The organism is Halorubrum lacusprofundi ATCC 49239 (genome assembly GCF_000022205.1).
Taxonomy (GTDB): domain Archaea; phylum Halobacteriota; class Halobacteria; order Halobacteriales; family Haloferacaceae; genus Halorubrum; species Halorubrum lacusprofundi.
This window is the reverse complement of the sequence record NC_012029.1, coordinates 102,352-116,367: the sequence shown is the minus strand read 5'-3', so window position 1 is coordinate 116,367 and position 14,016 is coordinate 102,352. Positions and strand designations below refer to the sequence as shown.

The following is a 14,016-nucleotide window of genomic DNA, read 5'->3' as shown; positions in this document are numbered from 1 at the left end:
AGCGACGGCACGAGTAGCGGCGACGCAGTCGCTCGGCGGCGGAGAGCGGGCAACGGAAACGTTTTACGGTGCACGGACGCGACTGTGTGTATGAGTGTCGAGTTGCCGTTCGCGCCGGTCGACGGGATCATCCGGCGGAACGCCGGGGACCTCCGTGTGAGTGCGGACGCCGCCGAGGAGTTGGCTCGCCGGATCCAAGCGCACGGCGCGGAGCTGGCGATCGACGCGGCCGAACGGGCAACCGAGGACGGACGAAAGACGCTGATGGCGTCCGATTTCGGCGTCGAACAGGTGATCAGTCGCGAGGATCTCATCCTGCCCGTCGCGCCCATCGACCGGATCGCGCGGCTCCGGATAGACGATCGATACCGAGTGGGCGTCGACGCGCGCATCGCGTTGGCCGATATCCTGGAGGATTACGCCGACAACGTCGCGAGCGCGGCCGCGACGCTCGCACGCCACGCCGACAGACGGACCGTACAGGCCGAGGACATCGAGACGTACTTCGCCTTGTTCGAGTAGATGCGCTTCGGCTACAGCGATCGGTGTCTCGAACACGACACCGGCGAACGGCATCCGGAAAACCCAGATCGACTGCGCGCGATCCGTCGCGGCCTGGCGAAGCGACACGGCGTCGAGTACGCAGAGGCGGACCCCGCGACGCGCGAGGAGGTTGTCGCGGTCCACGACGCGGAGTACGTCGACGAACTGGAGGCGTTCGTCGCCGACGGCGGCGGGAGCTGGGACCCCGACACCGTCGCGAGCGAGGGGACGTGGGACGCTGCCCTCGCCTCGGCCGGCCTCGCACAGTGGGCGGCTCGATCCGCGCTCAACGGCGCCGACGGTCGAGACACCCCGTTTGCGCTCGGACGGCCGCCGGGCCACCACGCGGTGCCCGATGACGCCATGGGTTTTTGCTTTTTCAACAACGCCGCCGTCGCGGCCCAGACCGTTCTCGACGACGGGGCCGCAGACCGGGTCGCAGTCTTCGACTGGGACGTACATCACGGAAACGGGACCCAAGACGTATTCTACGACCGCGGTGACGTGCTCTACGCATCGATTCACGAGGACGGACTCTATCCGGATACCGGAGCGCTCGACGAGACCGGCCACGACGAAGGGGCGGGAACAACGGTGAACCTCCCGCTTTCGGCCGGGGCGGGCGACGCCGACTACCTCTACGCCATCGACGAGGTGGTCGCCCCGGCGATCAAACGGTTCGACCCCGATCTCGTGATCGTCTCGGCCGGGTTCGATGCTCACCGACACGACCCCATCTCGCGGATGCGCGTCTCCTCGGAGGGGTACGCGCTGATGACCGACCGAATCCGGACGGTCACCGACAACATCGAAGCTGCGAACTCCTACGTCCTTGAAGGAGGCTACGGTCTCGACACGCTGGCCGAAGGCGTCTCGATGGTCCACGAGACGTTCGACGGGCGCACGCCTGTCGGCGATGACGACGACCCCGACGAGAAGACGGAGTCGTTGGTGACCGAGTTGCGGGAGCTGCTCGACTTATAAAACAGTAGCTTCGGTCGGTCGTCCTCGGAGTCGGCTCCCGCTGAGAGGTTCAGTGACGCCCAACTGGCTGTCGCTCCGCTCCCTGGTCAAATCCGGATACGGTTTACATGGACTATTCGCTACGCTCGATGAGTTGTTCGTCGAAAACGCCCGGAGCGGGATTTGAACCCGCGTCACGACCGTGACAGGGTCGTATGATGGGCCACTACACCATCCGGGCAAACAGCGACAAACCCCGAAGCGTGGGGACGCCCGGAGCGGGATTTGAACCCGCGTCACGACCGTGACAGGGTCGTATGATGGGCCACTACACCATCCGGGCTTGTCGCAGTCATTCGTACCCCTGTCTGGCAAATAAGGCTTGTCATCCCCGACGACAGTGGTGACTGGTGACAGGGGGAGCGGCGTCGGCGCGGAGACGGCCGTACGATCCAGCGAGGCGGCCGTGAAGGCGGCGAGTCGGGTGCAGTGCCGCGGATTCCGCTTTCGTAGCCGGCGAACCGTCGACCGGCAGCGGCGGTACCCTTTTGTGTGATACCCGCATGAGTGGGAGTATCGCACGCCCCCGTCGTCGTGAGCCGTGCCTGGCGGGGGCGCTTGAAAAGCCTTATGAGGTTAGCGCATATAGCGATCTGTAGTATCTCGTGATAGCTTCTCTCAATAACCACCACCCATGGTAGACGTAAGCCAACACGAACTCGTCCCGGACCACGTCCTACTCGAAGCCGAGGAGGTCGACGAGGTTCTGGCGGAGTACGATGTGAAACGGACGAACCTACCGAAGATCAAACGCACAGATCCCGCGCTCCCCGACGAGGCAGAGGTCGGCGACGTGGTGAAGATCGTTCGAAACTCCCGCACGACTGAGGAAGCGGTCGTGTACCGATTAGTCGTCTCATGAACAGGCAAGACCGACGCGTGGTGTCACGTGAGTATTTCTCGGACGAACGGCTCGCCGAACACCACTTCCGATCGTTCAACAACTTCCTGGACCGCGGCATGCAGGAGGTCGTCGACGAGAAGGAGACGATCGAGACCGATATCGGCGACAAAGAGGGCCAAGAGCCCGTCTACGTCGAACTCGGCGATGTGCGGATGGTCACTCCGCGCGTCCGCGAGGCCGACGGCTCCGAAGAGCTGCTGTACCCCCAAGAGGCCCGGCTTCGGAACATCACCTACTCGGCGCCCGTGTTCATGGAGATGTCCATCGTGCGCGGCGGCGAAGACGAGCCCGAGCAGGTCGTCGACACGACCGAGACGAAGGTCGGCCGGATGCCGATCATGGTCGGCTCGAACAAGTGCAACATGGCCGGCTTCTCCGACGACGAGCTCATCGACATCGGTGAAGATCCCGTCGACCCCGGCGGCTACTTCATCGTCAACGGCTCCGAGCGCGTGCTGATGACCTCGGAGGACCTCGCGCCGAACAAGATCCTCGCCGAGTACGACTCGAAGTACGGCGACGAGATCCAGGTCGCAAAGACGTTCTCCCAACGCCGCGGGTACCGTGCGCTGGTGCTTTGCGAGCGCAACCGTGAAGGGCTGCTCGAAGTGTCGTTCCCGTCCGTCTCGGGCTCGATTGACTTCGTGACCCTCGTTCGCGCCCTCGGGCTCGAATCCGACGAGGAGATCGTTCACCGCGTCTCGGACGACCCCGAGATTGTGAAGTTCATGCTGGAGAACTTGGAGGAGGCCGAGGTGCAGACGACCGAGGGGGCCATCGAAACCCTCGGCGAGCGCGTCGCCTCCGGACAGGGGAAGAACTACCAGCTCAAGCGGGCCAACTACGTCATCGACCGCTACCTCCTCCCGCACCTCCACGAGGAGGGCGTCGACGAGGAGGACGTGCGGATCAACAAGGCGTACTACCTCTGCCGGATGGCCGAGGCGTGCTTCGAACTCGCCTTGGAGCGCCGCGAGGCCGACGACAAGGACCACTACGCGAACAAGCGCCTGAAGGTCTCCGGCGACCTGATGCGCGACCTGTTCCGGACCGCGCTGAACAAGCTGGCACGCGACGTGAAGTACCAGCTTGAGCGCGCGAACATGCGGAACCGCGATCTCACGGTCAACACGGTTGTCCGCTCCGACGTACTGACCGAGCGGCTCGAACACCCGATCGCGACGGGGAACTGGGTGGGTGGTCGCTCCGGCGTCTCCCAGCTCGTTGACCGGACGGACTACATGGGTGTGCTCTCGCACCTCCGGCGCCTGCGCTCGCCGCTGTCGCGGTCGCAGCCGCACTTCAAGGCGCGAGACCTCCACGCGACCCAGTGGGGTCGCATCTGTCCCTCCGAGACTCCGGAGGGGCCGAACTGTGGACTCGTGAAGAACTTCGCGCAGGCGATGGAGCTCTCACAAACCGTAGACGACGAACAGGGGCTGAAACGAGAACTGGCGTCGATGGGTGTCGAGGGGATTCCCGGCATCGAGGGCGTCGACCGACAGACGGCGGACGACTAATATGGCTCAGGCAGAACGCGAAGCGAAGGTGTACGTCAACGGGAGCCTCGTGGGGACCCATCCGGACCCCGAGGCGCTCGCAGAACAGATCCGCGAGGCTCGCCGACGCGGCGATGTCTCGGAGATGGTGAACGTCTCGGTCAAAGACCGGACCCAGGAAGTGATCGTCAACGCGGACGCGGGACGCGCCCGTCGTCCGCTGATCGTCGTCGAGAACGGCGAGCCCCTCCTGGGCGACGAGGAGATAGAGGCCCTCGAACGCGGCGACGTGGAGTTCGAGGATCTCGTTGAGCGCGGCTACGTCGAGTTCATCGACGCCGAGGAAGAGGAGGACATCCTCGTGGCTGTCGACGAAGAGGACGTGACCGACGACCACACGCACCTCGAGATCGACCCGCAGCTCGTGTTCGGTATCGGCGCAGGGATGATTCCCTACCCCGAGCACAACGCGAGCCCCCGGATTACGATGGGCGCGGGGATGATGAAGCAGTCGCTCGGACTCCCTTCCGCCAACTACCGCATCCGGCCGGACACGCGCCAGCACCTGCTGCACTACCCGCAGCTGGCGATGGTGAAGACGCAGACGTCCGACCAGATCAGCTTCGACAAGCGGCCGGCGGCGCAGAACTTCGTCGTCGCCGTGATGAGTTATGAGGGGTTCAATATCGAGGACGCGCTCGTGATGAACCAGGGCTCCGTCGACCGCGCGCTCACCCGCTCGCACTTCTTCCGGACCTACGAGGGCGAGGAGCGCCGGTACCCCGGCGGACAGGAGGACCGCTTCGAGATTCCCGATCAGGACGTTCGCGGCGCGCGCGGCGAGGACGCGTACACCCACCTCGACGAGGACGGCCTCGTCAACCCGGAGACGAAGGTGGACGAGTCCTCGGTGCTGCTCGGCAAGACCAGCCCGCCACGCTTCCTTGAGGAGCCCGACGACATGGGCGGACTCTCCCCGCAGAAGCGGCGCGAGACGAGCGTGACGATGCGTTCGGGCGAATCTGGCGTCGTCGACACCGTGACGCTGATGGAGGGCGAGGACGGCTCCAAGCTCTCGAAGGTGAAGGTGCGCGACCAGCGCGTCCCCGAGCTTGGGGACAAGTTCGCGTCCCGACACGGACAGAAGGGCGTCGTGGGCCACCTCGCGCCCCAAGAAGACATGCCATTCACCGAGGAGGGGGTCGTTCCCGACCTCGTGATGAACCCGCACGCCCTCCCGTCTCGGATGACGGTCGGCCACGTGCTGGAGATGCTCGGCGGCAAGGTCGGCTCGCTGCGCGGCTCGCGGGTCGACGGCACGCCGTTCCAGGGCGAAGACGAGGAGGAGCTCCGCGGCGGGCTGGAGGAACACGGCTTCAAATCCTCCGGCAAGGAGGTCATGTACTCCGGCGTCACCGGCGAGAAGATCGAGGCGGAGATCTTCGTCGGGACGATCTTCTACCACAAGCTGTACCACATGGTGTCGAACAAGCTCCACGCCCGCTCGCGCGGTCCGGTGCAGGTGCTCACGCGCCAGCCGACCGAGGGGCGCGCCCGCGAGGGCGGCCTGCGCGTCGGGGAGATGGAGCGCGACACGATCATCGGCCACGGCGCGTCGATGGTGCTCAACGAGCGGCTCTTGGAGTCCTCGGACGCTGAGACGGTACACGTCTCCGCGGAGACCGGGCTCGTCGCCGTCGAGGACCGCGAGCAGCGCCGCGTGTACGACCCGGTCACGGGCGACGAGGACGACATCCACGAGCTCGAGGTGAGCTACGCGTTCAAGCTCCTCCTCGACGAGATGATCGCCCTTGGCATCCGACCGAAGCTCGAACTGGAGGACGCAATTTAAATGTCAATGCAAACACCGAAAGTACTCGGCGGCATCGACTTCGGCCTCATGGACCCGGAAACGTACCGGGACATGTCCGCGACGAAGGTGATCACGGCCGACACGTATAACGACGACGGCTACCCGATCGACATGGGGCTGATGGACCCGCGGCTGGGCGTCATCGACCCCGGCTTAGAGTGTCGGACCTGCGGTTCCCACTCTGGCTCCTGTAACGGCCACTTCGGCCACATCGAGCTTGCGGCCCCCGTCATTCACGTGGGCTTCACGAAGCTCATCCGACGACTGCTCCGCTCGACGTGCCGGGAGTGCGGCAAGCTCGCCTTGGACGAGGAGCAGCGCGACGAGTTCCGCGACCGCTACGAGCGGGCGAAAGAGCTCGGCAACGACGAACACGACGTGTTGAAGGCTGCCGTCCGGCAGGCCCGGAAGGCGTCGACGTGCCCGTTCTGCGGTGAGCCGCAGGCGGACATCAAACACGAGAAACCGACCACCTACTACGAGGTTCAGGACGTGCTCTCGGGCGATTACTCCGAGCGCATCGCGGCAGCGATGCAGCCCGATGAGGAGGAGGACGACCCTGGCACCTCGCCACAGGAGCTCGCCGAGAAGACCGACATCGACTTAGAGCGGATCAACGAGATCATGGCCGGCGAGTTCCGTCCGCGCAAGGAGGACCGCCGCGCCATTGAGAAGGCGCTCGACATCGACCTCACCGAAGAGGACATGAACAAGCTGATGCCCTCGGACATCCGCGACTGGTTCGAGGACATCCCGGACGAGGACCTGGAGGTGCTCGGCATCGACTCTGAGCACTCCCGGCCGGAGTGGATGATCCTGACGGTGCTTCCGGTCCCGCCGGTCACCACCCGACCGTCCATCACGCTCGACAACGGCCAGCGCTCCGAGGACGACCTCACGCACAAGCTGGTCGACATCATTCGGATCAACCAGCGGTTCATGGAGAACCGCGAGGCAGGTGCCCCGCAGCTGATCATCGAGGACCTCTGGGAACTGCTCCAGTACCACGTCACCACGTTCGTCGACAACGAGATCAGCGGGACGCCGCCGGCGCGCCACCGCTCCGGCCGCCCGCTCAAGACCCTCAGCCAGCGGCTGAAGGGGAAGGAGGGCCGCTTCCGTGGCTCGCTGTCCGGGAAACGCGTCAACTTCTCCGCCCGGACCGTCATCTCGCCGGACCCGACGCTCTCGCTGAACGAGGTCGGCGTCCCGGACCGGGTCGCCATGGAGATGACGCAGACGCTCAACGTCACCGAGCGCAACGTCGAGGAGGCGCGTCAGTACGTCCGGAACGGCCCCGAGGCCCATCCCGGCGCCAACTACGTCCGTCGTCCCGACGGTCGACGGCTGAAGGTGACCGAGAAGAACTGCGAGGAACTCGCCGAGAAGGTCGAAGCCGACTGGGAGGTCAACCGTCACCTGGTCGACGGCGACATCGTGATCTTCAACCGGCAGCCCTCGCTGCACCGGATGTCCATCATGGCCCACGAGGTCGTGGTGATGCCGTACAAGACGTTCCGGCTCAACACCGTCGTCTGTCCGCCGTACAACGCCGACTTCGACGGCGACGAGATGAACATGCACGCGCTCCAGAACGAGGAGGCCCGCGCCGAGGCGCGCGTCCTCATGCGCGTCCAAGAGCAGATCCTCTCGCCGCGGTTCGGCGGGAACATCATCGGTGCCATCCAGGACCACATCTCCGGGACCTACCTGCTCACGCACTCGAATCCCGAGTTCACGGAAACGCAGGCGCTGGACCTACTGCGCGCGACCCGAGTCGACGAGCTGCCCGAGGCGGACGGCGTCGACGACGAGGGACGCGAGTACTGGACCGGCCGGACGCTGTTCTCGGAGCTGCTGCCCGACGACCTCTCGTTGCACTTCTCGTCGTCGACTGGCGATGACGTCATCATCGAGGACGGCCAGCTGATCGAGGGGACGATCGACGAGGACGCCGTCGGCGCGTTCGGCGGCGAGGTCGTCGACACCCTCACCAAGGAGTACGGCGAGACGCGCTCGCGCGTGTTCATCAACGAGATCGCGTCGCTGGCGATGCGCGCGATCATGCACTTCGGGTTCTCGATCGGGATCGACGACGAGTCGATTCCGCCGGAGGCCGAAGAGCAGGTCGACGACGCCATCGAGAGCGCTTACGACCGCGTTCAGGAGCTGATCGCGACGTACGAGGCCGGCGAGCTGGAGTCGCTACCCGGCCGCGGCGTCGACGAGACGCTGGAGATGAAGATCATGCAGACGCTCGGGAAGGCCCGCGACTCGGCCGGTGATATCGCCGACCAGCACTTCGGCGACGACAACCCGGCGGTCGTGATGGCCCGCTCCGGCGCGCGTGGGTCGATGCTGAATCTCACGCAGATGGCCGGCTCCGTCGGCCAGCAGGCGGTCCGCGGCGAGCGGATCAACCGCGGCTACGAGGATCGGACGCTCTCCCACTACCGGCCGAACGATCTGTCCTCTGAGGCGCACGGCTTCGTGGAGAACTCCTACCGCAGCGGGCTCACGCCCGAGGAGTTCTTCTTCCACGCGATGGGCGGTCGCGAGGGGCTGGTCGACACGGCGGTCCGGACCTCGAAGTCCGGTTACCTCCAGCGTCGGCTCATCAACGCACTCTCCGAGCTGGAGGCGCAGTACGACGGCTCGGTCCGGGACACCTCGGGCCGGATCGTCCAGTTCGAGTTCGGCGAGGACGGTACCTCGCCGGTGAAAGTCTCCTCGGGCGAAGGCGACGGCATCGACGTCGACGACATCGTCGACCGCGTCGTCGACTCGGAGTTCGACTCCGACGACGAGAAGGAGCGGTTCCTCGGCGAGCGCACGCCGCCGACGAACCTCTCGGAGCATTCTGGACCGGGCCTGAACAAGGCCTCGGGGGTGGAGTCGGATGACTGAGTACGACCACGTCACCGACGACATGGAGGCAGTCGTGGGGGCCACGGAGCTTCCCGCCCGCCTCAAAGACGAGGTGTACGAGGCGATTAACCGAAAGGCGGAGGAGACCGGCGAGGTCACCGTCGAGCAGGCCACCGACATCGCTACCGGCGTCGAGAATCGCTACATCGAGACGCGGGTCGATCCGTTAGACCCCGTCGGCACTGTCTCCGCGCAGTCGATCGGCGAGCCCGGGACGCAGATGACGATGAATACGTTCCACTACGCCGGCGTCGCGGAGATCGACGTCACGCAGGGGCTCCCCCGGCTCATCGAGCTGGTGGACGCCCGGAAGACGCCGGACACCCCGATGATGACCGTCCACCTCGACGACGAGTACGGGACGGACCGCGAGAAGGCCCACGAGGTCGTCTGGTCCATTGAGGCGACGCGCATCCTCGCGCTCGGCGACGTGTCGACGAACGTCGCAGACATGCTGGTGCGGATCGACTTGAACGACGACACCCTCCTCGAACGGTGGCCGACCCACTCGGACCCGTCCAAGGTCGCCGCGATCATCGCCGAAACGATCGAAGATTCGCTCGGCGTCAACACTCGGCAGTCGGGGACCGTCGTTGAGTTCGGCCCGAACGAGCCGAGCTATCGCGAGCTGCTCCAGCTCGTCGAGCGGCTCCGGGAGATCGTGTTCAAAGGTATCGAAGAGATCGAGCGCGTCGTCATCCGGAAAGAGGAGATCGACGGCGACGAGGAGTTCGTCCTCTACACCGAAGGATCGGCGTTCGGCGACGCCCTCGACATCGAGGGTGTCGATGCCTCGCGCACGACGTGTAACAACATTCACGAGATCTACCGCAACCTCGGGGTCGAGGCGGCCCGCGAGACGATCATCGACGAGACGAAAAATACGCTCGAAGAGCAGGGGCTCGACGACGTGAACGTTCGGCACCTCATGCTCGTGGCGGACATGATGACGACCAACGGCGAGATCGATTCGATCGGTCGCCACGGCATTTCCGGGTCGAAGGACTCCGTGCTCGCACGCGCGGCGTTCGAGGTGACGGTCAACCACCTGCTCGACGCCGCGATCCACGGCGAGTACGACGAGCTCGACGGCGTCATCGAGAACGTCATCGCCGGTAAACCGATCTCGCTCGGCACCGGCGACGTCGACCTCCGGATGGGGTCGCGCGTCGTGGGCGACGACTAATGTACGTCGAGCTCTCCGACGAGGCGCGGCGCTACATCGGTCGCTTCGACGAGCTGACCGGGGTCGCGCCAAAGGACTGCCTCGTGGAGGGCGACCGGCTCGTGTTCCTCGTGCCGGCCGGCAAGATGGCAGCCGCGATCGGACAGGCCGGAGAGACCGTCGAGGAGGCGGAACGGCGGCTCGCCAAGTCCATCGAACTGGTCGAGGACGCGGACACGCCGGAGGCGTTCGTCGCGAGTGCGCTCGCGCCCGCGGCGGTCAACGCCGTGACGATCTCCGAGCAGAACGACCGGGTCGCGTACGTCGAGGTGCCGGAGCCGGACCGCGGTGTCGCCATCGGCGCGGACGGCGCCAACATCGAGACGGCGCGGACGCTGGCGAAGCGGCACTACGACATCGACGACATCCAGTTGACCTGAGGACGGAACCAACCTCCTTTTGCCGACGCGCCCGTTTCCCGTGGCATGGACCGGAGACGCTTCTTCATCGGGGTCGGGACCGGAGTCGCCGTCGGGAGCGCCGGCTGTCTCGGTGGCGAGCCGGACCGCCCGTTTCCCGACGCCGACTGGCGGGACGAGGACGGACTCGACGTAGCGACCCTCTCGGAGCGCCACGTCGAGGCGCTCGTCGACGCCGGGGGCATCACGCTCTTCTCGACGGCGGAGACGACCCACGACGGCGACACGGAGCCGAGCCCGTGGCTCCCGTCTCAGGAGTACGAGTCCGCGTACGACCTCGAAAACGGGCGCCAGTACGTGCGACAGGAGCTGACGGAGACCGAGGAGACCGACGTGTCGGAGCTGTACGTCGCCGACGGCGAGGCGCTGGTCCGCCAGCGAATCGGCGACGAGACGCAGTACGGCCGCCAGTCGGTCGACCGGTCGGCCGATGACCTCGAATCGGCGATGCGCTCGGAGGTCGTGACGGGGATCCGCGTCGAAGGGCAAACGGCGGGCGGCGAGACGGAGTACGAGGGACTGAACCTGTGGAACCCGACGAGTGACGGAGAGGGCGAGGTGCGCGGCGAGCCGACCGCGAAGTTCACCGCCGACGCCTTCGAGGGCGATCGGAACATTCCCGAGACGGTCGAGACGGCGTCGGCGACGGTCCACGTGTACGAGTTCGGCGTCGTCCCGCGGCTCAAACAGTCGTGGGCCGGCGAACACGAGGGACAGGAGGCGACCGTCGACGTCGACATCGACTACCGCGACCCCGGTGTGACGGTGGCAGAGCCGGATTGGGCCGAGGAAGCGCGCGAGGAAACGAGCGCCTGACGCCCGGACACGTCCCGACAGACTCTGGACGAAACAACGGACGCTCGCCACCGTTGAGACGGTAAGCTGGCGAGAGCGGCCGTCGTTTTCGATCGGCTCGATCCGCAAAACACTCTCAGAACGGACGAGAGGTGCCGTTCGAGCGATCTGAGGGCGTTTCTTCGCGCCGAAAGACGACGCTTAAGTAGCTTCGCTTGGAAGTGCAACTACGATGGCGAACGGAAAATACGCGGCCCGTAAGCTCAAACAGGACCGGCAGAAGCGCCGCTGGTCCGACTCCGAGTACGCTCGGCGAGAGCGCGGGCTCAAGAAGAAGTCCGACCCCCTCGAGGGCGCCCCGCAAGCCCGCGGGATCGTGCTGGAGAAGGTCGGGATCGAGGCAAAGCAGCCGAACTCGGCGATCCGAAAGTGTGTCCGCGTTCAGCTCATCAAGAACGGGAAGCAGGTCACCGCGTTCTGTCCCGGTGACGGCGCCATCTCGTTCATCGACGAGCACGACGAGGTCACGATCGCCGGGATCGGCGGAGCCAAGGGTCGCGCGATGGGCGACCTCTCCGGCGTCAACTACAAAGTCGAGAAGGTCAACGGCGTCTCCATGATCGAACTGGTTCGCGGAAACGCGGAGAAGCCCGTCAGATGAGCGGGGAGGAGACCGAGGCGCCGTCCGACGAGGACGTCGCCGCCGACGAGCCCGAGCCTGACGCACCCGCGTCCAGCGAGGCCGCCAACGAGAACGCCCAGCTGTTCGACGTGTGGGACGTCACCGAGATCGCCTACGAGGATCCCTCGACGAAGCGCTACATGACCGTGACGCCCATCGCGCACACGATGGGTCGTCACGCGTCCAAGCAGTTCAAGAAGTCCGAGATCTCGCTGGTCGAGCGGATGATCAACCGTCTGATGCAGACCGACGAGAACACGGGCAAGAAACAGCAGGCGACGCGGATCGTCCGTGACGCCTTCGACATCATCCACGAGCGGACCGAGGAGAACCCGGTCCAGATTCTCGTGACGGCCGTCGAGAACGCCGCGCCCCGCGAGGAGACCGTCCGCCTGAAGTACGGTGGTATCTCCGTCCCGAAGGCGGTCGACGTCGCACCCCAGCGCCGCGTCGATCAGGCGCTGCTGTTCATCTCCGACGGCGTTGCTAACGCGACGTACAAGTCGACGACCTCCGCCGCCGAAGCGCTCGCCAACGAGCTCATCACGGCCGCTGATTACGACCCCGAGCGCTCCTACTCCATCTCGCAGAAGGAGGAGCGCGAACGCGTCGCCGCCGCGGCCCGCTAACGTCGGGTCGACGACGACGCTGCCGCTCAGTTTTCTCTCTTTCCGTCGTTGTGACCGGCTGGACCCTTCCGCCCCAAGGACCCGCGTCGCCGATCGCGGCGAATGTGTGGTATCGGCGATACTTATTTGAAGGTTGTTTGACGATATCGTGTGTATGTCAAGCACAACCATGCGATCGTGGCGGCGGTACCGCTCGGTACCGATCGTCTATCGGATCGGAGTGGCGTTCGTACTCGGCTCGGTGTTCGGGCTCGTCGTCGGCCAGCCGGCAACGGCGCTCCAGCCGCTCGGGGATCTGTTCGTGAACCTGTTGAGCATGCTGATAGTCCCGATCGTCGTGTTCACGCTGCTGATGGGGGCACGTCGGCTCTCGCCGAGCAACCTCGGCAAGATCGGTGGACAGGTGGTCGTGCTGTACGCACTCACCTCGGCCGCAGCGGTCGGTTTCGGACTGCTGGTCGCGAACCTCATCGATCCGGGGGCCAACCTCGAACTGGGCGATGCGGAAGCGCAGACCGCCGAGGCGCCCGATATCGTCGAGGTGATCTTGGGAATCGTTCCTCAGAACCCGATCGGAGCGATGGCGTCCGGGGACATCCTCCCAACCATCTTCTTCGTCATCGTGTTCGGACTCGCGCTCGCGCTCGTCGAACAGTCGACCGACTCAGCGGACATCCGGAACGGCGTCGAGTCGTTCTACGACTTGGCTGAGGCGGGCGCAGAGGCGATGTTCAAGGTCGTCTGGGGAGTGATGGAGTACGGCGTGATCGGCGTGTTCGCGCTGATGGCGGCGGTGTTCGGCGAGGCCGGCGTGGACGCGATCGTGCCGTTCGCGCTGCTCATCGTAACGCTCGCGATCGCCGTCGTCGCACACATCGCAGTCGTCCATCTCGGCATCATCGTGCGGCTGCTGGCCGGGCAATCGCCGATCGGATTTCTCACCGGTGGGCGGGACGCACTGATCACCGCGCTGTCGATCCGCTCGTCGAGCGGGACGCTCCCGGTAACGATGGCGAACGCCGACAACAACTTCCACATCGACGAAGGGGTGTACAGCTTCTCGCTGCCGCTGGGCGCGACGATCAACATGGACGGTACGGCCCTGTATCAGGGCGTGGCCGCGATCTTTGCCGCGAACCTCGTCGGCGTCCAGCTGTCCATCGCCGAACAGGTGACCGTCGTCCTCGTCGCGGTGCTGGCGAGCGTCGGGGCGGCGGGCGTCCCGGGGACCGGACTCATCATGTTGACACTCGTGTTGACGCAGCTCGGGCTGCCGCTCGAAGTCGTCGGGTTCGTCGCGGGCGTCGACCCGATCTTGGACCGGATGCGGACGATGACCAACATCAGCGGCGACCTCGCGGTGACCACGATCGTCGCGAAGTGGAACGGCGCGGTCGACTTCACGCAGGGCGCGTGGGTCGGAGAACACGGCGACTCCGGCGTCGTCGCTGACGACGATTGAAAAAACGAAGAAGATAGATTCGGACCGAGCGGTC

The 14,016-nt window shown here is 65.5% G+C and carries 12 protein-coding genes and 2 tRNA genes; 12 read left to right on the top strand and 2 right to left on the bottom strand.

Annotated elements, in window-relative coordinates; genetic code table 11:
- Positions 1-90: 90 nt before the first annotated feature.
- Together HLAC_RS00560 and HLAC_RS00555 are read left to right on the top strand one after the other, a co-directional pair.
- Positions 91-522 carry a histone gene (locus tag HLAC_RS00560; RefSeq protein ID WP_012659359.1) on the top strand — a complete coding sequence of 144 codons (432 nt, stop codon included), beginning with the start codon at positions 91-93 and terminating at the stop codon, positions 520-522.
- Positions 523-1,527: a histone deacetylase family protein gene (locus tag HLAC_RS00555; protein ID WP_012659358.1), complete on the top strand. Its 1,005-nt coding sequence runs from the start codon at positions 523-525 to the stop codon at positions 1,525-1,527.
- A 147-nt stretch (positions 1,528-1,674) separates the two neighbouring features.
- Here HLAC_RS00555 and HLAC_RS00550 read toward each other — a convergent pair.
- Positions 1,675-1,747, bottom strand: a tRNA-Asp gene (locus HLAC_RS00550).
- A 29-nt stretch (positions 1,748-1,776) separates the two neighbouring features.
- Positions 1,777-1,849: transfer RNA gene (locus HLAC_RS00545), tRNA-Asp, on the bottom strand.
- 351 nt (positions 1,850-2,200) lie between these two features.
- Between HLAC_RS00545 and HLAC_RS00540 the strand changes: the two genes are divergently transcribed.
- From HLAC_RS00540 to HLAC_RS00495, 10 genes are all read left to right on the top strand, one after another.
- Positions 2,201-2,428 (top strand): DNA-directed RNA polymerase subunit H, encoded by a 228-nt coding sequence (locus HLAC_RS00540; protein WP_012659357.1) that lies wholly within the window; start codon positions 2,201-2,203, stop codon positions 2,426-2,428.
- Entirely contained in the window at positions 2,425-3,990 is a 1,566-nt protein-coding gene (locus HLAC_RS00535; protein ID WP_012659356.1) for a DNA-directed RNA polymerase subunit B'', read from the top strand. The genes HLAC_RS00540 and HLAC_RS00535 overlap by 4 nt, the downstream gene beginning before the upstream one ends.
- A gap of 1 nt (position 3,991) precedes the next feature.
- On the top strand, positions 3,992-5,821 hold the full coding sequence (gene rpoB / locus HLAC_RS00530) for a DNA-directed RNA polymerase subunit B (RefSeq protein ID WP_012659355.1): 1,830 nt from the start codon (positions 3,992-3,994) through the stop codon (positions 5,819-5,821).
- Positions 5,822-5,827: 6 nt separating this feature from the next.
- Positions 5,828-8,749, top strand: coding sequence for a DNA-directed RNA polymerase subunit A' (locus HLAC_RS00525; RefSeq protein WP_049933079.1), 2,922 nt, complete (start codon positions 5,828-5,830; stop codon positions 8,747-8,749).
- On the top strand, positions 8,742-9,956 hold the full coding sequence (gene rpoA2 / locus HLAC_RS00520) for a DNA-directed RNA polymerase subunit A'' (protein ID WP_012659353.1): 1,215 nt from the start codon (positions 8,742-8,744) through the stop codon (positions 9,954-9,956). The genes HLAC_RS00525 and rpoA2 overlap by 8 nt, the downstream gene beginning before the upstream one ends.
- On the top strand, positions 9,956-10,375 hold the full coding sequence (locus tag HLAC_RS00515; protein ID WP_012659352.1) for a NusA-like transcription termination signal-binding factor: 420 nt from the start codon (positions 9,956-9,958) through the stop codon (positions 10,373-10,375). Before rpoA2 ends, HLAC_RS00515 begins: the two co-directional genes overlap by 1 nt.
- Positions 10,376-10,420: 45 nt before the next feature.
- Positions 10,421-11,230, top strand: coding sequence for a DUF7537 family lipoprotein (locus HLAC_RS00510; RefSeq protein WP_012659351.1), 810 nt, complete (start codon positions 10,421-10,423; stop codon positions 11,228-11,230).
- A gap of 211 nt (positions 11,231-11,441) precedes the next feature.
- Complete coding sequence (locus HLAC_RS00505; protein ID WP_004048726.1) at positions 11,442-11,870, top strand: 30S ribosomal protein S12; 429 nt, start codon at positions 11,442-11,444, stop codon at positions 11,868-11,870.
- Complete coding sequence (locus tag HLAC_RS00500; protein ID WP_012659350.1) at positions 11,867-12,520, top strand: 30S ribosomal protein S7; 654 nt, start codon at positions 11,867-11,869, stop codon at positions 12,518-12,520. Before HLAC_RS00505 ends, HLAC_RS00500 begins: the two co-directional genes overlap by 4 nt.
- Positions 12,521-12,674: 154 nt before the next feature.
- Positions 12,675-13,982 carry a dicarboxylate/amino acid:cation symporter gene (locus HLAC_RS00495; RefSeq protein ID WP_049933075.1) on the top strand — a complete coding sequence of 436 codons (1,308 nt, stop codon included), beginning with the start codon at positions 12,675-12,677 and terminating at the stop codon, positions 13,980-13,982.
- The last annotated feature ends 34 nt before the right edge of the window (positions 13,983-14,016 follow it).